At 45.1% G+C, this 22484-nt stretch carries 23 protein-coding genes and 1 pseudogene; 8 read left to right on the plus strand and 16 right to left on the minus strand.

What is annotated here, in order from left to right:
- Positions 1-329: 329 nt before the first annotated feature.
- Positions 330-1319 (minus strand): lipoate--protein ligase, encoded by a 990-nt coding sequence (locus V1498_RS16705; RefSeq protein ID WP_409294798.1) that lies wholly within the window; start codon positions 1317-1319, stop codon positions 330-332.
- Positions 1320-1338: 19 nt separating this feature from the next.
- The gene (locus tag V1498_RS16710) at positions 1339-2073 is read right to left on the minus strand and encodes an MBL fold metallo-hydrolase (RefSeq protein WP_409294799.1); all 735 of its coding nucleotides are present in this window, start codon (positions 2071-2073) and stop codon (positions 1339-1341) included.
- 175 nt (positions 2074-2248) lie between these two features.
- Between V1498_RS16710 and yhfH the strand changes: the two genes are divergently transcribed.
- Positions 2249-2377: a protein YhfH gene (yhfH, locus tag V1498_RS16715; RefSeq protein WP_409291751.1), complete on the plus strand. Its 129-nt coding sequence runs from the start codon at positions 2249-2251 to the stop codon at positions 2375-2377.
- 498 nt (positions 2378-2875) lie between these two features.
- On the opposite strand, the gene V1498_RS16720 is transcribed toward yhfH, so the two are convergent.
- The 5 genes from V1498_RS16720 to hemE all read right to left on the minus strand — a co-directional run bounded on the left by V1498_RS16720 (position 2876) and on the right by hemE (position 7307).
- Positions 2876-3454 (minus strand): TetR family transcriptional regulator, encoded by a 579-nt coding sequence (locus V1498_RS16720; protein WP_409294800.1) that lies wholly within the window; start codon positions 3452-3454, stop codon positions 2876-2878.
- Positions 3455-3537: 83 nt separating this feature from the next.
- Positions 3538-3675, minus strand: a complete 138-nt coding sequence (locus V1498_RS16725; protein WP_409294801.1) for a hypothetical protein — start codon at positions 3673-3675, stop codon at positions 3538-3540.
- Positions 3676-3861: 186 nt separating this feature from the next.
- Positions 3862-5274 carry a protoporphyrinogen oxidase gene (gene hemY, locus V1498_RS16730; RefSeq protein ID WP_409294802.1) on the minus strand — a complete coding sequence of 471 codons (1413 nt, stop codon included), beginning with the start codon at positions 5272-5274 and terminating at the stop codon, positions 3862-3864.
- A gap of 37 nt (positions 5275-5311) precedes the next feature.
- The gene (gene hemH, locus V1498_RS16735) at positions 5312-6244 is read right to left on the minus strand and encodes a ferrochelatase (protein WP_409294803.1); all 933 of its coding nucleotides are present in this window, start codon (positions 6242-6244) and stop codon (positions 5312-5314) included.
- Between the two features lie 28 nt (positions 6245-6272).
- Entirely contained in the window at positions 6273-7307 is a 1035-nt protein-coding gene (gene hemE, locus V1498_RS16740) for a uroporphyrinogen decarboxylase (RefSeq protein ID WP_409294804.1), read from the minus strand.
- 220 nt (positions 7308-7527) lie between these two features.
- Here hemE and V1498_RS16745 point away from each other — a divergent pair, with 220 nt between their 5' ends.
- On the plus strand, positions 7528-8037 hold the full coding sequence (locus V1498_RS16745; protein WP_409294805.1) for an antibiotic biosynthesis monooxygenase family protein: 510 nt from the start codon (positions 7528-7530) through the stop codon (positions 8035-8037).
- Positions 8038-8113: 76 nt separating this feature from the next.
- On the opposite strand, the gene V1498_RS16750 is transcribed toward V1498_RS16745, so the two are convergent.
- The 6 genes and pseudogenes from V1498_RS16750 to V1498_RS16775 all read right to left on the minus strand — a co-directional run bounded on the left by V1498_RS16750 (position 8114) and on the right by V1498_RS16775 (position 12939).
- A complete protein-coding gene (locus V1498_RS16750; protein WP_409294806.1) occupies positions 8114-9226 on the minus strand; it encodes a DUF2515 family protein in 1113 nt (370 codons plus the stop codon).
- A gap of 108 nt (positions 9227-9334) precedes the next feature.
- A complete protein-coding gene (locus V1498_RS16755) occupies positions 9335-10021 on the minus strand; it encodes a phosphatase PAP2 family protein (RefSeq protein ID WP_409294807.1) in 687 nt (228 codons plus the stop codon).
- A 63-nt stretch (positions 10022-10084) separates the two neighbouring features.
- A complete protein-coding gene (locus V1498_RS16760; protein ID WP_409294808.1) occupies positions 10085-10801 on the minus strand; it encodes an EcsC family protein in 717 nt (238 codons plus the stop codon).
- 192 nt (positions 10802-10993) lie between these two features.
- Entirely contained in the window at positions 10994-12109 is a 1116-nt protein-coding gene (locus V1498_RS16765; protein WP_409294809.1) for an ABC transporter permease, read from the minus strand.
- Position 12110: 1 nt separating this feature from the next.
- A pseudogene (locus V1498_RS16770) lies at positions 12111-12203 on the minus strand (hypothetical protein); the annotation flags it as partial.
- A complete protein-coding gene (locus V1498_RS16775; protein ID WP_409294810.1) occupies positions 12196-12939 on the minus strand; it encodes an ABC transporter ATP-binding protein in 744 nt (247 codons plus the stop codon). The gene V1498_RS16775 and the pseudogene V1498_RS16770, both read right to left, overlap by 8 nt.
- 588 nt (positions 12940-13527) lie before the next feature.
- Here V1498_RS16775 and V1498_RS16780 point away from each other — a divergent pair.
- From V1498_RS16780 to V1498_RS16800, 5 genes are all read left to right on the plus strand, one after another.
- The gene (locus V1498_RS16780; protein WP_409294811.1) at positions 13528-13950 is read left to right on the plus strand and encodes an HIT family protein; all 423 of its coding nucleotides are present in this window, start codon (positions 13528-13530) and stop codon (positions 13948-13950) included.
- 604 nt (positions 13951-14554) lie between these two features.
- Positions 14555-15637, plus strand: coding sequence for a 3-phosphoserine/phosphohydroxythreonine transaminase (gene serC / locus V1498_RS16785; protein WP_409294812.1), 1083 nt, complete (start codon positions 14555-14557; stop codon positions 15635-15637).
- Between the two features lie 115 nt (positions 15638-15752).
- Positions 15753-16280: a tryptophan transporter gene (locus tag V1498_RS16790; RefSeq protein ID WP_409294813.1), complete on the plus strand. Its 528-nt coding sequence runs from the start codon at positions 15753-15755 to the stop codon at positions 16278-16280.
- 281 nt (positions 16281-16561) lie between these two features.
- Positions 16562-16933, plus strand: coding sequence for a YtxH domain-containing protein (locus tag V1498_RS16795; protein ID WP_409294814.1), 372 nt, complete (start codon positions 16562-16564; stop codon positions 16931-16933).
- Between the two features lie 309 nt (positions 16934-17242).
- Entirely contained in the window at positions 17243-17821 is a 579-nt protein-coding gene (locus V1498_RS16800) for an HTH-type transcriptional regulator Hpr (RefSeq protein ID WP_409294815.1), read from the plus strand.
- Between the two features lie 472 nt (positions 17822-18293).
- On the opposite strand, the gene V1498_RS16805 is transcribed toward V1498_RS16800, so the two are convergent.
- A complete protein-coding gene (locus V1498_RS16805; RefSeq protein ID WP_409294816.1) occupies positions 18294-18383 on the minus strand; it encodes a YjcZ family sporulation protein in 90 nt (29 codons plus the stop codon).
- 275 nt (positions 18384-18658) lie between these two features.
- Here V1498_RS16805 and V1498_RS16810 point away from each other — a divergent pair, with 275 nt between their 5' ends.
- Positions 18659-19537: a peptidylprolyl isomerase gene (locus tag V1498_RS16810; protein WP_409294817.1), complete on the plus strand. Its 879-nt coding sequence runs from the start codon at positions 18659-18661 to the stop codon at positions 19535-19537.
- A 43-nt stretch (positions 19538-19580) separates the two neighbouring features.
- On the opposite strand, the gene V1498_RS16815 is transcribed toward V1498_RS16810, so the two are convergent.
- Positions 19581-19790, minus strand: coding sequence for a sporulation YhaL family protein (locus V1498_RS16815; RefSeq protein WP_409294818.1), 210 nt, complete (start codon positions 19788-19790; stop codon positions 19581-19583).
- Positions 19791-20091: 301 nt separating this feature from the next.
- Positions 20092-21810 (minus strand): methyl-accepting chemotaxis protein, encoded by a 1719-nt coding sequence (locus V1498_RS16820; protein WP_409294819.1) that lies wholly within the window; start codon positions 21808-21810, stop codon positions 20092-20094.
- Positions 21811-22484 lie beyond the last annotated feature (674 nt).

Below are 22484 nucleotides of genomic sequence, written 5' to 3' on the forward strand. Positions count from 1 at the left end.
ACCTTAGGGGCGGGCGGTGAGCCTCCTCGGCTTTGCCAGCGGGGTCTTACCTGTCCCGCTGCTCCCGCATAAAAAAGCGGAAAGCGGTGCCTGCCAAATGGTACTTATTTATAACTCAATGTTCAGGTAATTGTCTAAAGCTGCGAATATTATGACTCGAGGGTCGAAAGCCTTGAAGCTGGATTTAGGAGTCTCGCACCTGAAGCGAAAGTCCACTTGGTTTAATAATCAAAACTCCTCACAGAATCATTGTAAACAAAAATATTTAGAAAAGAGCCAAAACGAAAAAAATAAAAATGGCCTCCCTTTAGGGAAGCCATTGGTCTGTATCAATACACCAAATTGATGAACTCGTCTTTTGTTATATTCCCAAAGTAGTGCTTGATATCAATATCTGCCAATGCTTCTGTAATATCAGACTTTTCATACCGGATCCCAGTCAATCTGTTCTGGATGTCTGTTACGTCACCGACTCCGAAGAAGTCACCGAAAATGGTGCATTCCTCGATTTTCCCTTTGTTCACCTCAAGGCGGACATCGATTCCTCCTACAGGGAAGCGGTGGGTGCGCTGCAGATTGAATTTTGGCGACCTTCCGTAGTTCCAGTCCCAATTGCGGTAGCGTTCCTCACACAGCTCACGGATAGCTGCCCAGTCCTTTTCTGTCAAAACATACTCGGTGATTTCTTCACTGCCGCCAAAGATGGATTTGAGAAGAGTTGTCCTGAAATCTTCAATAGACATCGGCTCAGTGAGGAATTCAGAGATATTTGCCACCCGGCTCCGTATGGATTTAATTCCCTTTGAAGCGATTTTTTCCTGTTTTACATTGAGGGCAGAAACCACATGTTCCACCTCTGAATTGAATAAGAGAGTTCCATGACTGAACATCCTGCCACGGGTAGAAAACTGGGCATTGCCGGAAATTTTCCGTCCCTCTGCCACCAAATCGTTTCGTCCGCTAAGCTCGGCATTAACGCCAAGGCTCTTTAACGCCTCTACGACCGGTTCGGTGAATTTGCGGAAATTATGGAAGCTCTCCCCATCATCCTTTGTGATGAAGCTGAAGTTGAGATTGCCTGTGTCATGATAAACGGCACCGCCGCCGGAAAGCCTCCTGACGATGTGGATATTATTTTCCTCAACATAGTCTTTATTGATTTCTTCTATTGTATTCTGGTTCTTCCCGATGATGATGGAAGGTTCATTTATATAAAATAATAGATAGGTTTCATCTATATCCAGATTCTTCAAAGCATATTCTTCGATCGCCAAATTGATGGCCGGATCTGTAATTCCCTTATTATCGATAAAAAGCATTCTTTTCGTTCCTCCTGGATCAAATATAATATTCAAGACTGCTGCGGGCGATGATGATCTGTCTGTCAAAGTGCCCGGCAGCTTCCTTTTGGAGCTGTGCAAGATCACCGAAATGCGGGAGATGGGTCAGCACAAGCAATTTAACTTCCGCCGCCGCTGCAAGCTTCCCAGCATCGATGCTGGTCATATGGCCCGCTTTTCCGCCATCCATATTTCCATAAAAATTGCATTCAGAAAGCAGGACATCAGCATCTTCGGCAAACTGTTCCATTTCCTTCAGATAGGATGTATCTCCAGTATACACCAAAGATCGGCCCTCACATTCAATTCTCATGGCATAACAGGGAGCAGGATGGACTGTCTTCATGAATGTAATGGAAAATGGCCCGATAACCAATGGCTCATCCGCGCTGTAGGCTTCCCCCCTGGTAATATCCTTGTAGGTAAGGCTGTCGAACCCCGCAGCGTCCTCCTTGTGCCCATAAACAGGCAGTGTCTCCCTTTCATTCCCCATCATTTTATCTATCAATAATGCATGCTGAAGCACACCGATGTCGGCCACATGATCCGGATGATAATGCGACAGGATGACAGCGTTTAAATTATCCGGTGTTGTATGGTTCTGGAGCTTTGAGAGCACCCCGCTCCCGCAGTCGAGCAGAAGTGTGTAATCCTCATGCTCAAGCAGGTATCCGGCAGATGCTTCGTTCCGTGCCGGATAGCCTCCCCAGCAGCCTAAAATGGTAAGCTTCATATTGGTTTCCCTCCCGAAAGTGTCAGCTAGTTAAACTATAAATCATTAGGCCTATTTTTTCATCTTTTTGCAATTTGTTATAACACATTTGTTTACAAATTAGTTCTGTTATAATACAATGTGATTAAGATAAAGTTTTCAGAAAAATATAATCAATTCAAGGAGGAAGATGTAAATGATTCAGAACAGTGTAGAATTTTTCAAGAACCTCCCGGCAAAGCAATGTACCCAATGTGGTGAAAAGATTCATGAAAAGCATGAATGCTATGGAAATAAGTGTGATACATGCAGCCAGATTAAATAACCTTTTTAAGAAAACTGGATGACTGCGCTTAACTTCGTCATAGTAAAGAAGAGGATGTCCCGTAAATTGGGGATATCCTCTTCTTTATGCTCTGGTTGCAGGCAGCAAAATACTGCGTAAAAAAAATGGTGCAGAGCGGCACAATGTATTTTTCCTGCAGATTTTGCTTGTTTTCTAAAGTTTTCCGCATCTCCAGCTTCTGTTTTTATCAAAAGCACTCTTTTTTCACTGTAATAAAAGCATCAACACTACGCCGGGGTGCCCATTACTCGCCGAAAGCTTCTTTTTACTATCCGACCCGGCAAATTTACTCGCCGATCTATGAATTGACCCGCGGAACTGACCAGTTTACAAGCCATACTGGCTAATTAACTCGCCAATCCGGTGCCGGGGTTAACCGCCAGCTGCTCCTAAAGAGGATATAAATTGGCGGCACAACCCCCGGGAAAAACATGAAGTTCCCGCCGGGCACGGCTCTGTTATAAGACAGCTCTTCCTTTAAGAAGTTCTGGAAAGTCCCTTGAACATATACAGCTCAAGCAGCTCTGCGATTTCCTCCTTGGAAAGAGGAGTGTGGCTTTTTTCCCAATCAAAAATAAGGGTGATGTACATCTTCAGCAGAAGAAAGGAAGTAAGCTCAGGGTCACATTCTATGATTTTCCCATTTTCCATGCCAACCTGCAGTTTGCTGCTGATGTAAGAAACGATGGCTTTTTCAATTTCGCCCACCATTTCGATCACAGCCCGCGTGCCCATTTCCTTTTTTTCCTGAATGAGCTTAATCATGAACTGATGGTCGCGTCTGTACTCAAGCATCTTATACAAAACACTGTGGATATTCTCATGCAGGGACACTGAAGGATTCAGCGTCATATCTGCTTCCCGCTTCATCTCTTCAATGAGACTTTCGACGATTTCCCTGAACAACTCTTCTTTATTGCGGAAGAAAGTGTAGATCGTCCCCTTGCCAACATCTGCGATCTTAGCCACCTGGTCCATGGTGGTCGCTTTATAACCAAACAGCGAAAAGGATTTTGCCGCTGCCTCAAGGATTAATTGCTTTCTATTTACAGACATAAGCGTCTCCCCTTTGACTTTTCGAACACTTTGGTCATTTTATAAACCAATCATAACAAAAGCGCACTAAGGAGACAAGCACTCTAGGATTTCAGGAAAAACAGAAGCATAAAAGCTACAAATATAAAAAAGCAGGCATTCAGCAGCAGAGTGACCATTCCCTCACGGAGACGCACAGAGATTGGCACTTCACTTAGTTTCTGCCGATTCTTTCTTTTCATTCTCATATCCTCCTGCCCGCGTGAGCAATTTTAGCAGATAACACTCTAATACTATGCATTTCGACAAAAAGAGCGGTTTTCCTTCAAGCGGGCCGAAAGAATTGTGAGAATGCCCGGCCCGGTTCCTTTCGGCTGTAAAAAGCGCCAGCACAGTATGAAACCGGCTGGCGCTTTGATTATTTATCGTCAAATCATATTCAAATGCTTCAGGGCAAGCTCCACAGCTTCTTCTCCCTGATCGATGCAATCTGGCAGGCCAAGGCCCTCATAAGAGCTGCCCGCAAGGATTACACCCGGAAGTTCCCTGGACGTCTGCTCCTTAAGTGCCGCAATCCTCTGCTTGTGCCCCACATTATATTGGGGCATGGCATCCTTCCAGCGGGTCACAATGGTGAATTCAGGCTGAGAAGTTATGTCCATCGTCTTATTCAAGTCTTCAAGGACAATTTTCTTAATCTCTTCATCTGAGAGGTCGACAATGGTTTGATCTCCGGCACGTCCTACATAGCAGCGCAGGAGTACTTTTCCCTCCGGTGTGGAGTGCGGCCACTTTTTATGTGTCCATGTACAAGCCGTGATCGTATAATCGCTGTTCCTCGAAACCACGAAGCCTGTTCCATCAATGTCCTTCTTAATCGCAGAAGCGTCGAAGGCCATCGCTACAGTTGCCACAGAGGTGGCAGGCATTTCCTTCAGGCCTTCAAAGAAAGGATAAGATGAGAGCATCGGCTGTACGGCAAGATGGGGCACAGTGACGATGACCGCATCTGCATCCAGCTTCTTCCCGTTGTTGAGAGTAAGGGAATAGCTCCGTTCTTCTTTGATCAATTTTTCCACTTTGACTCCCTTGATGATAGAGGAAGGGGCGAGTTTTGCCTCAATAGCTGACACAAAGGATTCAAGGCCGCCCGTGAACGTTAAAAAAGCACCCTTCTTTGCGCCTTCAGGCTTTTTCTTAGCGGCAGGTGATGTTTTTCTCATGCCGAGGATCATGCTTCGGTACTGCTCTTCCACTTGATGAAACTGTGGAAATGTGGACATGAGGCTCAGACGGTCGATATCGCCGGCGTATATGCCTGAGAGGAGCGGTTCAATCAGGTTCTCAACGACCTCATCCCCAAGCCTGCGCCGGAAAAAACGGCCCAGTGACTGGTCTCCTGAAGTCTTTGACCGGGGCAGGATAAAATCGGCTGCCGCACGGAGCTTGCCGACGGGGCTGAACAGCCCTGTGGTGATGAAAGGGGCTATCTGCGTCGGGATTCCCATGATAGATCCGCCGGGCATTCCATGCAGCTTCTCACGCACAAGCACATAGGACCTGCCGGCAGTGTTGTGGACAAGCTTATCCTCCATCCCCACTTCCTGAGCAAGCCGTGATGCACTCTCTTTACGGGCAAGAAAGGAGTCCGGGCCCTTTTCAATGACAAAACCATCCTTAATGGTGGTCTGTATTTTTCCGCCCAGCCGCTGGCCGGCCTCTATGAGGATTACCTCGAGCGGGAGATTGTCCTCCCTGGCTCTCTTTTGCAGGTAGTAGGCTGCGGCTAAGCCTGTTATCCCGCCGCCGATAATTACAGCCTTCTGCTTTTGCTGACTCACAGTTCATCGCCTTCTTTATAAAGAATAATCTATTTCTTCATGAATGATATTTATTTAATACGACAGATGCCAGTGTGCTGATGAATTGAGGGTGGGTGTTAGGCATTTCCGGGCGATAGTAAGAAGCCCCGATTTCCTCTGTCACCACACGGCATTCAACGTCATTGTCAAACAGTACTTCAAGATGGTCCGAGACAAAGCCGACTGGCGCATAGACAAACGCCTTATATCCGTCCCTGTTGAACAAATCCCGTGTCAGATCCTGGACATCCGGTCCAAGCCACGGCTCAGGCGTATTCCCCGCACTCTGCCATCCAAGTTCATAATTTTTGATTCCTGCACCTGCTGCAATGAGATCCGCAGTTTCTCTGAGCTGATCCGGATAAGGGTCACCCGCCTGCAGTATTTTTTCCGGAAGGCTGTGGGCTGAGACGACAAGGACCGACTGTTCCTTTTCCCCTTCCGGCATGGCGTTATACGTTTCTTTCAGCCTGTCTGTCCAATAGCCGATGAAGCCGGGCTCATCATACCAGCTTTCAACACTCTTGATGGCCGGTCCGCCAATTTTTTCTGCTTCTTCCTGGGCGCGGCCATTATAGGACTTCACGCTGAAAGTAGAAAAGTGCGGGGCAAGCACGATGCTCACCGCTTCCGTTATTCCGTCCTTATTCATCTGGTTCACTGCATCCTCGATGAATGGCTCAATATGCTTCAGGCCCAGATAATATTTGAATTCTATTTCATCCTGGACTTCATTCAGCTTCTTTTCCAGGCTTTCCGCCTGTGCGGAAGTAATTTTTGCAAGCGGCGATATGCCGCCGATCGCTTCATACCGGGATCTCAGATCCTCTAGCGCTTCGTCTGAAGGCCTTCTGCCACGCCTGATATGTGTATAATATCTTTCAATATCTTCTTCTTTATATGGAGTTCCGTAAGCCATAACGAGAAGGCCGACTTTCTTTTTTGTCATTTCCTTCGCACCTCTTTAGCTGGTAATTTTATCGTTGTGAGTATTCATGGATAAATGCTGTCAACCTCTTGAGTGTGTCAGGGTTTACATCAGGGAATACGCCGTGCCCAAGGTTAAAGATATGCGCAGGCTGCTTCATTCCCTGGTCGAGGATCGCCTTTGTTCTTTCCTCGATTACGTCCCATGTGGACAGAAGGATGGCTGGATCGAGATTTCCCATCAGCGTCTTCTCTATGCCAAGCTCCCTCGCTTTTTCAATCTGCAGTCTCCAGTCAAGGCCCACCACATCAAGCGGAAGGTCATTCCACTCCATGGCAAGATGGCTTGCGCCGACTCCAAACATAATGAGCGGCACATTTTCCTCCTTCAGTTCGGTGAAAATGCGGTTCATGACCGGCTTGATGAATATGCGGTAATCTTCTACATTCAGCGCACCCACCCAGGAGTCAAACAGCTGGATCGCCTTTGCCCCGGCCTTAATCTGGGCTTTCACATACGTGATGGCCGTATCTCCGAGCTTGTCCATCAGCGCAAACCACGCCTTGGGCTCTGAATACATAAAAGCTTTGGTTTTGTTGTAGTTCTTTGACGGTCCCCCTTCAATCATATAGGAAGCAATGGTGAAGGGAGCACCGGAAAAGCCGATGAGCGGAACGCTCAGCTGCTCATTGACAAGCAGCTTGATTGTATCCAGGATATATGGAATATGCTCTTCGGGATTCAGTTCACCTAGCTTTTCTACATCCTGCAGCGACCGGATCGGGTTTTGAATCACTGGCCCAATTCCTGATACAATGTCAACATCCACCCCGATTCCCGGGAGCGGAGTCATAATATCTTTATATAGGATGGCTGCATCCACATTATACTGCTCGACCGGAAGCCTCGTCACATAAGCGCCAAGCTCCGGCTGATGTGTAATTTCGAAAAGCGAATATTTCTCTTTCAGCTTTCGGTATTCAGGCTGCGATCTTCCGGCCTGTCTCATGTACCAGACCGGTGTGTAATCGGTCTTTTCACCTCTAGCCGCCTTCAGGAATGTTTCGTTTAACACTTTTGTCATAAAAAATATCCACCTTTCAAAATCACACTTAAAAATATGCATAGATGAAGCAATTTTAATTTATTTTGGTATGTTATCAATATAGTCTTTTATCCTAAATATGTATAGTTTACAAGGTCAATTGTCAAAAAATAGACGCTTTTTCCCGGAGCGCTGTCATAGTTTACTTCCCGCCTGCATGAGGTAGAATGAAGAAAAAGACTTTAGAGGGGTGTTTGTGATGAATATTTTCATAACCGCAGGAACAGCCGACTTTTTAGGAACCATCAAACAAAAGAACTCAGGGGAGAATATGCTTCTCCTGAACAGTATAGAAAACTCGCTTCTTCTTCACGAAACAGAAGGAGCTACCATCTTCAGCCAGCCCCGCAAATATGAAGTGATCGATTCAGTGGGCAGCCTTGCAGGACGCGGCTATGCCGTAATGAACAATATTCCTGTCACAGACGAAGGCCGACCAATTTTTGAATATAGATTCAAGAACCGCGCCGGACTGATCCAGAACGAACCTGGTTTCATTGCCATGAGGGTGCTCCGCCCCCTCAATTCTGACACCTACGTCATCTTCACTCTCTGGGAAAACCAGCAGGGCTTCGACAACTGGCAGAACTCACAGTCATTCGCCAAGGCCCATGCAAAGAAAGAAGGGGCACCTGAAGCAGACGCACCGCAGCAGACCATCTTTTCAGGCTCCTCCTATGTCACCAAATACGCGGTCAGTGAAGATTAGGGGGACAGGCCCCATTTCCCGATTATTTCCCAAAAGAAAAACGGCAGCCGCCGTTTTCTTTTTTTTTTTGGGAGATTCACTCTATAGAATCCTTCCATTCATTGATGGCCTGGATCACTTTTAAATTCTCCAATACTTTTTTAGTAATATCCTTTTCACCCGGTATGATCCCCCACTTCAATTCCTCGATATACCTCTTGTCAGTAAACCAGTCTGAAGTTTTCAAGGGAGGCAGATTCATATTGCTCCACGAGTCGGTGAGCCTTGGACTGTATAGCTTTTCTCCATCCTCGCTGCTCCTGCTGAAGATTCCGCCCCAATAATCAGACCGCGAGGCAGTGTGCCGTATCCCCCTTGCAAACTCAAGGGCACCCCGATAAATCTTTTTATCAAACAATATGGCGTACAGCTTTTTACCGACGGCGATACGCTCAGCAGGCTCGGCAAACCGCCTGACTGCAAGACCCGAGAGTTTATACAGTTCCCTTCCCTTGCTGTAAGGAAAAACTACAGTGGTGAAACCAAAAAATTCCTGGAGCTGAAAATCCAATCCACCGAGAATCTTTGCATGACTCCCCTGGCTAAGCAGCCTTGCCTGCAGCATTCTCTGCTCGTTGATGATCAATGCAGCAGTCAGGAGAGCCGAGCTGCCAGTAACCCTGAACTGTTCCCAAACCGGGGCCATGAAGGGCGACACAGAAAAAAGACTTAAAATCTCCCGGTGCGGCACCCTCTGCGTCTTTCCATATTCATAGAGAAGGAGCTGCGGATATGCATCGCTGAATATCGCGGAATTAGCTCCTTCCAGAAAGAGGAAATACTTTTTCTTATCGTGCTCCGTTAATAAATGATCCATCGCAGAACCCTTCAAATCTGTCATATGAAATCCGCCGTTGCGTGAAACCATATGTGCCAGAAAAGCCCAATGAACTTCGGGATTCCGGATATAATAATCCAAATACGCGTTCGTCCTAGTCACATTATTCAGGTTATGTTCACGCGTTGACTTGCGGATACTGCCCAAAATATGCCTGCTTTCCGGTAGCAGAATCACCGGGCCAGGCTTTGGCAGCTCTAGTTCACGCTCCAGACGGGACTGCAGCAGCTTATACTCTTCGTCTGTAATCAAGGGGATTTTCTTTATCCCAGGCTTGCTGAACAGGCTTAGCATGCTGGTCAATATATGCAAGGAAATAAAATCACATCCTTTTTCGGATTTCATCCTTGCATTACTATATGAAGGGCGGTTCCCAGGATTTCCCCCCCAATAAAAAAACCAGCCTCTCTGGCTGGTACATCAAAAAGTCTCTTGTTTAGCCGCTCCGCTCTTTTTCCGGTCCAATGACTTTCTGAACAATTCATAAAAGTGAAGCACCGCCGCCACGGTGATAAAGCCGAGGGCATAACCCCCCAGAACATCGGATGCATAATGAACATTTAAATAAATCCTGCTTGCACCGATGAGCAGGATCAATGCCCAGGCCCCGATCCAGACAGCAGCCCTTCCAGCCCCATTCATCTTCTTGGTCAAAAAATAAGCAGCCATGAAGTAGAAAATGAAGCCGACCATGGCATGGCCGCTCGGAAAGCTGTAGCCGACGCCATCGACTGCCGCATCAAGGCTCGGCCTCTCCCTGGCCATAATTCCCTTGGCCAGCTTATTTAACTGGTCTCCGCCGCCAATGGCGACAGCAGCTGCCAGCATCGCCAGATAATCCTTGGCGGCCAGCCATAAAAAGGCCAATAGCAATACCGCCCCGAATGCGAGCACATTCTTTGAGCCAAGCTCTGTGACGAATGCGAAGAACTTGGAGCTGCCTTCTCCCTCCAGACTCTGCAGGAGGCTTCTGATTCCCGTATCTATCCTGAGCGGCGTGCCTGCATGAACAAGATAGCCAAGAATAGCAAGCGTGATGAATGAAACAAACAGGAACCCGGCAAAAGTAAGGGCAGTCCTGTCTGCATTCTGTAAAAATTTATTCATTAATGATTCCTCATTCCTTAATCAATCGCTGATGTCCAACCAGGGGCAGGCGGTGTGTGTCATTCAGGCCCTGTCCTGCAGGAGCAGCCTGTGCCTGCAGCTGTTCATGACAGTTTCCCCCAGGTGGTCCAAAAGATTATAGTTCGCATATGCCCCGACCACAGCCCCGATCCCGGGCACCATCTGCAGCATTTTGACAAAATCAATATAATCTCTGTATTCCTGCTGAAAAACGCGCCAATCCACTTCCTTCAGTTCATGCCGCTTTATCTCCCAGTTTGAGATGATGGAAAACATTTCGCGCTTCTTCTCATCACTTGAAAAGGCGAGCTGGAAAACGTGGAGGATGAATAATCTTTCCTCATAATCCTTCACATTAAATCCGTATAAGGAAACTGCTTCAAACAGAAATTTCATTTTAATCGCAAGCAGGAGGGGAAAATCGGCAAGTCCGGCTGCAAATCCAGCAGCCCCGGTACCCGCTCCTTCAAGAAGGGCTGTCTTCCGGTATTTAATGAGCGCCTCGTGCGCGAGCTCATCTTTTTCCTGCAGAGTTAAGCCGCTCTGGGGCTTTGTCCTGGTGGTCCAGTCTGAACCGGCCAGGGTCGCCTTTACCATGCTTTTAATGCTGTCAGTGATAATTTTGTGCGCCTTTTCAGGGATATAACTGTTGATCTTTGTCTGCGCCTTTTTGGATATGCGGTTCAAGAGACCAGATCGCGTCTCCATCTTCATTTCCCATTTATGAAGTTCCAGGATAATCTGCCGTTCATAGCTCATATACCTGCTCCTAACCTATTTTTTGTACAGGCCTTTTCACTAATTCTCTGCTAAAGCAGGTTGATTACTGCTTGTGAATGCCCACTCCAATCAGCCTTAGTTGATAAATGAATTGTACAATTTAAAAAATTATGTCCCTAAAAAAGAGCCCTTTTATAATACGAAAGTTTTCCGGGAAAAGTTTCACCTGGCCTAAAGCGCAGCCATTTTCTTTTTTGCATATGCATGGAAGATGGCCAGGAAAATCAGCCCTGCCCCAAGACAGGCTGCTCCCCCTATGGGATTGCCTGCTGCCAGCACTACAGCCGAGAATGCGATAGCCTGAATCAGGATTGTACGGTCTATGACTGTGAGAGCGGCCTTTTTTTTCATCGCCGGAGGCAAAGGATAAAGATTCAGCCAAAGTTTATTATCATGATGCCGGGCAATCGGCAGAATCTGGATGCCTGTCAGGTATAAGGCAAATAGGACCACTATAAGCTTTGCCCAGATAGAAGCGAACACCAGGCTGATAACCGCTCCTATTACTGTAAGCCTGACTGCCAGGCCCAGGTAATCGTTCGATCTGATCAATGTTCTTGAAAAAAGATAAAGATGTGAGGAGTTCTGCCTGAATGGAACCGCCGAGACGATCCAGTCCAGATATTTTCTTCTCGCCACTCTTTCCCTCAGCTTCGGAACATCGGTAAATAGATTGGCAAACCGGTAAAAGGCACCCATCCTCCTGGCCTCAAGGCTGATGAGCCGCTCCCATTTCAGCGGCTTCCCCGCTGTTTCCCTTTCAAAGTACAGGAATAAAAGGAGAAACAGCACTGGGATGGCAAGGACCAGCAAGAGGTGAGCCCCTGTAAAAAACATATACAAGCAGGCTGCATTCAGGCAGTAACGGACCACACTGTCGATATGCTGATGCCATACAGTATCATATTTCAGGATCCTGAAGCGCACCTGCAGATTCAGATATTTCAGGACACATAATAAAATCAGCGCTATGATGAAATCACCAAGTGCGGCCGAATTCACCCTGAAATGCATGGGCATGAATGCGGCAAGCATCATCAGCAGAATGTAGCCCTGAAGCAGGAAGCTGACCCGGATGGATTTGGCAAAGTAGGATTTCAGCCTGGTCTCAAGCGGGAGAAGGAATACGATATCTGCTTCTTTCAGGAACGTAAGGATGGGACTGGTTGTAACCGCCAGGCCAAGGACAGCCGCCATGATTATTCCGGCAGGAAACTCGGGGGTGAGCGTCTTTACCCACTCGCTGTAATAAAAGGAAAGCCCCCCCGAGCGCAAAAATGAGCACAAATACAAAATGTCCATTAAAGATGTATTTTAGATATTTCCCTGTTTCCTTTGTGAAGCCCTGAAACCGGTCTTTCCACAAATCATTCCTATTCATTGCTTTCTTCTTCCTTTGTCAGGGCTATATATATTTCATCAAGCGTGGCCCCTGGCATGGAAAATTCCTTCTGAAGATCCGGAAGCCTGCCCTTTGCCCTTATTTTCCCATTGTGAAGGATGATCAGCGAGTCACAATAACGCTCTGCCGTAGCCAGGATATGGGTAGACATCAAAATGCCTGCTCCGCTTTCCTTCATTTTCTTCATCAGGTCAAGCAGCGACTGTATTCCTAGTGGATCCAGACCCACAAAAGGCTCATCCACGATATAGAGGGACGGCTGAACCAGGAAAGCACAGAGAATCATCACTTTCTGCTTCATGCCCTTTGAAAAATGGGACGGAAACCACTTCAGACGCTTCTCCAGCCTGAACTCCTTAAGGAGAGGGCTTACACGTTTTTTATACTCTTGTTCCTCTATGCCATAAGCCATGGCAGTCAATCTGAGATGCTCATCAAGGGTCAGCTCATCATATAAAATCGGCGTTTCAGGCACGAAGGTGAACTGTTTCCTGTATTCCTCCGGCGCTTCGCCAAACTTCTTTCCATTTATCCGGATATCTCCGCCCTTTGGCTCCATGAGGCCGATGATATGTTTAATGGCGGTGCTTTTTCCCGCACCGTTCAAACCGATCAGCCCCACCAGCTCATTCTGTTTCACTTCAAAGCTTATTTCCTTTAACACAGGGTTTTTGGTATATCCTCCTGTTAGGTCTTTCACTTCCAGCAATGCCATACACACTTGTCCTTTCTGTTAAAACCTGATTCCTTTTATAGTACCAAAAATCGCTTCAGTCTCCTAGTCTGGCGCAGGCATAATGCCAGAATTACCCATGAGTGTAATTACGGTCCATGGCCACAATAAGAAAGGAGGAAGGAACAGCAATGGTGACTTGAAACTTGATGGTTCTTTGCATCATTGAAATGGGGTGCCAGTTAAAGATATTTAACTGAATTTCATCGTTTAAATCCGTCTTGCAAGGGGATGATTTTCTTGCATAAGGTAATTTATATCCAGTAGCTGCCTTTTTTTAAAAAGGCACGAGGAAGCTAAACTCTTTATATGTTGTGAAGCCTATAAAGGTAAGGAGAGGTTCCGATTGGATCATTCAACTCTTTAAAGTGTACTTCATTGCTAAATGGGGTGTTTACAAAAGAGTCTATACCTGAAAGAGACGTTTGAAACACTGTTCCTTCCTCCTGATAAGCAGGGCGGCTGATGCCGCTCTGTTTTTCTTACTATTCGGCCTTTCAAACATTTTACTGAGGCAAAACCGCTGTGTTACACTGATTTAAAGCGGTTTTGAGAAAGGAAGGAATAGTCATGAGCAATTGTATTTTCTGCAGCATCATTAAAGGAGATATCCCTGCCTCAAAAGTCTATGAGAACGAGCATGTATTGGCTTTTCTTGATATCAGCCAGGTAACAAAGGGCCATACCCTGGTAATCCCCAAGGTCCATCAGGAAAATGTATATGAATTGACATCTGATACAGCAAAGCATGTATTTGAAGCAGTCCCGGAAATTGCCAGGGCAATCCAGGAAGAATTCAAACCTGTCGGAATGAACATCTTGAATAATAACGGTGAAAAAGCCGGTCAATCTGTATTCCACTATCACATGCACCTGATTCCGAGATATGGAAGCGGCGATGGCTTCGGTGCTGTCTGGGAGACGCACACCAGTGAATATAAACCCGATGATCTTAAGGAAATTGCAGATTCCATCAGCAAGCATCTTACATAAATAACTTTTTTCTAGAGGATTTTTGTTATTATTCAGAAACATTTCTGCTGTTGGACAGAAAGTTGATTTCCGCTGCAGATACTCCACCTGCGCGGTGCGGGCGCTGAGCCTCCTCGTCCTGCGGGATCTCACCTGTCCCGCTGCTCAAAAGTAAAGCGGAGAACGGTCCCTGCTGAATAAAAGATAAAGTAGACTTGCTGATTGGCGAGCGCAAGCGAAGACAGAAGCTTAGTCGCACTTATGCGTTAGCGAAAGAAGACTTGCTGATTGGCGGGCGCAATCGTTGAGAAGCAGTTGCGCTTATTCGTAAGCCAAGCATAGGGCGAGCAGGTCGTGGGAAGCGTTTTTCTTCCCATGTATTGATTGACTTATGATTCGAAGGTCGAAAGTCTTGCAGCCAGACCACGAGTCTCGCACCTTCCGCTCCAATCAATCTGTTTAAACATTTTATCTCCTTACAGACGATTCAGCCTGCCGGCCAACGGCGGGCTTTTTCATTTTTTGCTTATATTTTTTGAATTTTTAGTATTTATCATTTGCAAGCACTGTGCCTTCTGTTACGATAAATCAATAAACTTTAGTGATTTAAAGCGGAGGGATAACCATGGAAAGAGCTCTTAATTTTAATGCAGGACCTGCTGCACTGCCGCTTGAGGTTTTGCAAAAGGCACAGAAAGAATGGCTGAATTTTGGCGGCACAGGGATGTCGGTCCTTGAAATGAGCCACCGCAGCAGTGAATTCGAATCTATCCTGGCCGGTGCCAAGGCCCGCGTTGTCCGTTTGATGGGCATTCCTGACACCCATGATATTTTATTCATCCAGGGCGGTGCATCCCTGCAATTTACAATGGTCCCAATGAATCTTGGAACAGACGATAAAAGCGGTTCCTATGTCCTTACAGGTTCCTGGTCGGAAAAGGCGCTTGCCGAAGCAGAAAAGCTCGGCAGTCCGCAAATAGCCGCTTCCTCAAAGGCTGGAAATTATGCGTATATACCTTCAACAGGCGGCCTTTCAGACTTCAGCAGCGCTTCTTATCTGCACATCACAAGCAATAACACGATTTATGGGACACAGTGGAAGGAATTCCCCGATTGCGGCACTATTCCGCTTGTCGCAGATATGTCGAGCGATATTTTGAGCAGGACAATTGATGTATCGAGGTTCGGCCTCATATACGCTGGTGCACAGAAAAACCTGGGGCCATCCGGCGTTACACTCGTCATCATCCGCAAGAACCTGATTGGCAGAGAGATGAAAAACCTGCCATCAATGCTTGACTATAATACGTACCATAAAAACAATTCACTCTACAACACTCCGCCATCATTCGCCATTTACCTGTTGTCCCTTGTGCTGGAATGGGCAGAAGAACAAGGCGGCACCGCCGGACTTGAACAGATGAATGAAGAAAAAGCGGGCATGCTGTACAATGCAATAGATACAAGCGGCGGCTTCTATCGAGGACATGCCGAGTCTGCTCACAGATCCCTTATGAACATAACCTTCACCCTGCCAGATGGAGGAAGAACAGAGAGATTTTTGTCAGAAGCCAAAAAGGCCGGATTCACCGGACTTAGCGGCCACAGGTCAATAGGAGGCTGCCGGGCGTCCATCTACAATGCTGTCCCGTCCGCCCATGTAGAAAGACTCATCACATTCATGGAGAACTTCAGGAAAAAGAATTAGTGTTTTCCAGGTAATCGTGGTATAATTCACAACATAATCTCTTCGCGCCAGGCAATGAGTGCACTGTCGGGGGAGAAATACATTTTAGCTTAGCTAAGCTTAGGAGAGATGAGAATTGAATACGAAAACACTTGTATCCCTTTCACTATTGGTTGGGATCGGAGCAGTCCTTCATTTAATCATTCCGGGATTTTTCCTTGGCATGAAGCCGGACCTCATGCTCGTGATGATGTTTTTGGGGATTTTTTTATTCACTGAAAAAAAGAACGTTTTATTGCTTGGACTTTTGACGGGGATCCTTTCTGGCATTACCTCTACATTCCCAGGCGGACTGATACCTAATATTATCGATAAATTTGCAACAGCCTTCCTTGTATATATGCTGTTTACCGCCATAAAGAAAAGTCAGTCCATCTTTGCGGTCTGCGCTTTGACCGGAATTGGTACACTAATTTCCGGGGCGATATTCCTTGGCACTGCGCTCTTGATTTCCGGACTTCCGGGTTCAGCAGGATTTATGGGACTTTTTGCAGCAGTCGTCCTGCCTGCCGCGGTCTTCAATATTGTTGCAATGGCAGTGATACATCCGATTGTCACCAAGATTCTGAGGCGTTCAAATCTGCAGCCGGCCATTAAAAATTAATTACCAAGCCGCCCTTTAATACCGGGCGGCTTTTTATCTGCCAACTTTCAGGGAACAACGAAAATGCGCACTAAACCTGGGCTGCAGCCATATACTTTAAAGAGCGCCATTTCCCTTAGGCTGGCAGATTTTCACTAAATTTTCCTGCCAATTTCAAATAAGTTGTTTTAAGATAATGTTTTTGTGATATACAAATACGGAGAAGAAATTTATTATTTTGCTACTATAAAAAAAGGGTTTTTCTTCTTTATGTAGAAAATTGTAAATCATGAGGTGATCGCATGAAAGTGAAATCGTTATTGTTGGGGGTATTGACCGGAGCTATCGCTGCCGGAGCAGGCACTCTATTGACCACCCCTTCCTCTGGCAGGGAATTAAAGAAAAGAATACAGGATAATAAGGATGAAATCCTTGACCTTCTTAAGGAAATCAAGGGCAAGGCGATGGATGTAAAGAATGAGGCAGTGTCCGCATCCCTGACGAGCAAGGAAAGTGTGAAAGCTTTCTCAGCTGAGATTAAGAACCTGATGGAAAATTGGAAACAGGACATCCAGCCCCACAAGGAAGAAATCCAGATGAGGATTGCTGAAATTGAAGGAGCCATTCAGGAGCTTGAAGGTGTCGTAAAAAAACCTTCTCCTTCAGAAAAATAATCGGCCGAATGAACAGGCAGGAAAGTGTGAAAAGGCTTGGGGAACCAAGCCTTTTTCAAACTGTATAGCTGATTCAGCAATGTTATCGTAATAAAAGGAAATAAAAGCCACCCTCCCGCCGTCTTGCTAGCCGCCAATAATTGAACTGCTAACCGTAAGACATAAAACCCATCTATTTAAAGCCTTTTTTGCTCTTCTTTCATATTGTTATTCTTTAAAGTCAAAAAATTTTGTTATTTTACTTTATATGTTTTTATTTTATTGTCATAATATTAATAAACAGATTACTAAAAAGTGGGTGAATCAAACATGCCTGAAAACAATTACTCTATGAAAGAAGCCATGCTATTCAGCCAACGAATAGCCCAGTTAAGCAAAGCCTTGTGGAAATCGATAGAAAAGGACTGGCAGCAATGGATCAAACCTTATGACTTAAATATCAATGAGCATCATATTCTATGGATTGCCTACCATCTTAATGGGGCTTCTATTTCCGATGTGGCAAAATTTGGGGTTATGCATGTTTCAACTGCCTTTAACTTTTCCAAAAAGCTCGAGGAACGCGGACTCCTTAAGTTTTCAAAAAAAGAAAATGATAAACGTAATACTTATATCCAAATAACTCCTGATGGAGAAAAGATTCTGCTCAGCCTCATGGAAGCATACGAACCTTCAAACAATGCTGCCTTCAGCGGCGCACTTCCCCTGCGCAAGCTATATGGAAAATTCCCGGATATGCTTGAAATGATGGCTGTCATCCGCAATATATACGGAGAGGACTTTATGGAAATATTCGAAGCCTCCTTCGCGAATATTGAAAAAGAGTTTACGGATATCAACGGGACCCTTGAGAAAAAGGAAACGGTAAAGGATCTGAATTCCTTGTAGGAATATTCCAGTTTTTACTAAAGCGGATGTGAAGGCTGATCCGCTTTTTCTGCCAGTCAGCTATGTTCGATATTTCACAATCACCTGCCTCCATCCTCTTCCTATCCTCCAAAAGAAATGCAGGAATCTCCCTGTCCTCAGTATTAAAAAATACAGTTCCCTCAAGGTCTCCTACTATCTTTTTAACTAAAATTTTGTTATCGTATTTATACAATTGTCATTTTTCAAGGGGGGATTTCGGATTGATATCACTGTTTTTTAGTCTTCTAGCTATGTTTATCTTATATTTTACAAACCAAATGACCGCTTCTTTATGCATACAGAAAGAAATCCCCGAAGAACGCCAGCCGGGAGTATTCCGTACCATTAATATTCTTATCACGATTCTGCTGATTTCCTCATATATTGAAACACTGTTTACATGATATCAATGTCAAAAGGTGAAGCGCCGATGCTTCACCTTTTTGTTTATTTAATAACCCCACCAGGCTGCACCAATGATAATTAAGAGGATGAAGAGTACAACCAGTAACGCAAAGCCTCCGCCGTAAGCTCCTGACATGCTTTTTCCTCCTTTCCCTTAAAAAAGGACTTTGACCTGTTCCGAATGGAATGGTCTGCCGAATGCTTCTGCCTGACGGCAGCATCTTCGCCCTTTACCATTTCATTTCAAGTTATCATATGTATCTACCCTTTCCTTGATTAGGCAGATTAACCAGGTATACTGAAAAAAATCCAATCTTTCCATAAATTTTTTCCCTCTGTTGTGATTTATGTTATAGTTATCTTTGTGGGTTTTACATAGACCCGAAATAACAAAACAGGAGTTGTTAAAGCATGAAAAAATGGGCATTATCCATTGCCGTTACAGCCGGGCTTATCGGATTGACAGCCTGCAGCAATAATGGCGGAAGCTCCGATGAAATCGTTAAAACAAAGTCTGGGGAAGTAACAAAGGACGAGCTATATGAAGCCATGAAGACTCGTTATGGAAATAAAGTCCTGCAGGAGCTTGTATATGAGGAAGTTCTTTCTGACAAATATAAAGTATCCAAAAAGGATGTTAATGCAAAAGTCGACCAGGTGAAACAGGAGCTTGGACCGCAGTTCGACCTTGCCCTCCAGCAGTATGGCTACAAGGATGAAAACGATCTGAAGAGATCCTTCAAGATCGGCCTTCTCCAGGAAAAAGCCGCTGTCAAAGATGTAAAGGCGACAGATAAAGAAGTGAAGGATGCTTACGATAACTTTAAGCCGGAGATCAAAGCCCGCCACATTCTTGTTCAGGATGAGAAGACTGCCAAGGAAGTGAAGCAGAAGCTTGATAAGGGCGAAAAATTTGAAGACCTGGCCAAGAAGTATTCCAAAGATCCAGGATCTGCGGAACAAGGCGGAGACCTTGGCTGGTTCGGACCAGGCAAGATGGTTCCTGAATTTGAAACAGCTGCCTATAAGCTGGAAAAAAACCAGATCAGCGGACCTGTAAAGTCAGAGCATGGCTACCACATCATCCAGGTTACTGACAAAAAAGAAAAGAAATCCTTCGAAGATATGAAAAAAGAGCTTACCTATCAGGTGAAAGTGGCCAAGCTTACTCCAGAAGTCGTTCAAAAGGCGATGGACCGGGAACTGAAAGCAGCTGATGTAGACATCAAGGACAAAGACCTTAAAAAGGCTTTGGATGCACCACCGGCACAGCCACAGCAGCAGCAATAATGCAAAAAAAACAGGCGGAACCAGGTTCCGCCTGTTTTTTTGCCTATATAATGATTTCTTGTTGTTCCACTTCCTCGTCATCTCCCAGGAGGCCGCTGCGCTTTCTTTTTTCTTCTTCCATCCTGTTCATGAACTTCATTCCTTCCTCTTCAATCCATGCCATTTCCTGCCTCCGGTCTTCCCTGGCCGTTTTTACCGTCATGATCGCACTGCTGACAATCCCTGCCAACACAAACCATACCCATACCGGCATGATGGTCCCCCCTCAAAATAGGCTGTCCTTTTTCTTCCACCAATGTATGCTTCCGAAAAATAAAATATGCCTCCAGAAGGAGGCATATTCTCACGTTGTTGAAAAACAAGTTCGTAAATGAAATTCCTGTGAATTTTACAGGGTTTTCATTGGTTGAAAAGTCATACGGAATCTTCTATATTTTTTTATGTGAGGTGGAGACCAATTTTCTGTAACGAGCGGAGTTAGGCCCAATGATAAAATTGTGCAGAGAGTCGACTGCACGGTGTTGAAAATATGCTCTAATAAATATTATTTATACTCAATTATTTACTTTGAAAATAGAAACGGAATGGTTTAATTCTTCCGCTAGATTGGCTAAAGAATGTGAGGTGGCAGCAGTTTGTTCGCTTGCCGCTGCTGATTCTTCACTAGCCGCTGCGATACTTTCGACAGCTGTCATTACTTCGGATGCCTGTTCAGACTGCTGGGCACTTGATGCAGCAATGCTTTCAATTGATGTCAACACATCCATTGATTTTGCTGATTGTGCTTTGCTTGCTGTCTGGATTTCTCCTACTTTAGCAGAAGCATGGGCTACCATCTGTGCAATGGTGCTAAATGCCTCTCCAGTTTTATGGGAGTTATTCACCCCTTCCTTTACGGCCTCAACACTGCTTTGTGTTCTATTCTGAATACCTTTAATGATATCTGATATTTCCTTTGTTGCCTCGCTGCTTTTTTCTGCAAGCTGACGGACTTCATCCGCGACCACTGCGAACCCTTTGCCTTGCTCCCCTGCACGCGCCGCCTCTATTGCTGCATTCAGCGAAAGCAGATTCGTCTGGCTGGATATATCATCTATCACCTTAATAATATCGCCAATTTTGTTTGCCTCTTTTTCCAAGAGAGACATCTGTTCACTTACCTCTGTCATCCCCTCAATTGACGTCTTTACGACCCTGCCGCCCACTTCAGACTGCTTCGCCAGGTCTTCCCCGATAATTGCCGTTTCCTGTGCCGTTTTAGCGACTGAATCAATTATTCCGTTTAACTCCTTAAACAGGCCGGCCATTTTTTGGGAATCATTGGATTGGTTTTCAGCGCCATTAGATATCTGTGTAAACAATTCAGTAATGGTCTGTGCATCATGCGCCTGGCTGGTAGCTCCGCTTGCAATCTGTTCCGTTGTAGCGGAAATTTCCTGGGAGGAGGCAGCGACACTTTCTGCTGACTGAATGATATTGCCTACTGTATTACGCAGATTTACGATCATGTCATTAACAGATGCTGCCAGGACCCCGATTTCATCCTTGGTATGTATATCCGTTGTTTTAGACAAGTCTCCCTGTGCAACATCACCGACTAAATCAACAACCTTTTTAAGTGGTCTTGAAATGATCTGCGAAAGAACATATCCAAAAACAATACTGAAAATTACGGCTGCTGCTATAACAGCCATGGTATACAGCCGCGCAGAACTGAACTGGGCATTAGATTCTTCAGCAGACTTCCTGCTCAAATCAATATTAAAGTCGATTAAATCCCTGATGATGCTTTGTGCTTGATCTCCGGCTGCCTTAAAATCAGGAGCCATTTTCAGATAGCCCTCAACATCATTTTGATATCCTAATTTAATTGCATCTTCTAAATATACATAATAGGCATCTAGAGCTGGCTTTAACTCATCTATACGTTTTTTCTCTTGCTCTATCATGTATGTGTTTTCGTAGGACTTGATATTATCTTCCATATCCTTTTGTATTTCTCTGATTGTTTTTTGGAATTCATCCTTCTTTTCCGGCGTCTTAGCCACCATAACTAAATCACGGATGTTTACCCTTATCCTCTGATAGGAAGTTTCTGTTTCACCAAGCTGGCTGATTGGGACGACTCGTTCTTCATACATAAAATTCAAATCTTCATTCAATGAATTCATATTAGTCAATCCATAAATCCCTAACCCAGCTACAATAACAGCCAGCAATATAAATGATGAAATTAACTTGACTGAAGTTTTAAGATTGAAAAACCATTTCATTTCCTTTTCCCTTACTTTCCTTATTATTGTCTATCTCTGGTGGCCACTAAGAGCCTTATCCATATTGTGATGTGAATAAATTGTTATAAATGACTGCCAACGGAAGGTGAGATGAACTCTTCCGTTTTGATATAAATAAAAATGAACCGGCACCGGTGCAAGATTGGAACATTTAAATTCAGGGTCCTTCACCACCCAATACACTTATATATCGGAACAGTTTACTAGTCCTTAACAGCAAACTTATAATTGGTAAAATGTACATAGTTAAACTGCCTGTACTATTTGTTTACAGCAAAAAAAATAAGGCAGCCCTGGCAAAGGCCGCTTTTAATATCTCCCTCTATATATCAGGAAACGTTCGATAGAATTATCTCATACAGACCAGTGATAGTGATTTCCATTTTCCTTTCAAAGAGAGTCTTATTAACCACAAAGTGACAGTAATCCTCAGGAGGATAATATAAGATTAAATTGATTTCCCAGTAAGCCTGTTCCATTGAATGAAGGACAGCATGTACTACACCTCTGAAATTCCCGTCTTCCTCCAGCACCATCTCCTTATACTCAACCTCACGAATTCGTTTATTGGCATGGGCCTTTAATTCTGTTTCCTCTGCGGCCCATGTTTCTTGAGCGAGAAATCCATCCCGAATTATCCTAATGAGATGCTC

Source organism: Paraperibacillus marinus (assembly GCF_046237605.1).
In the GTDB taxonomy this organism is placed as follows: Bacteria; Bacillota; Bacilli; order Bacillales; family DSM-1321; genus Paraperibacillus; species Paraperibacillus marinus.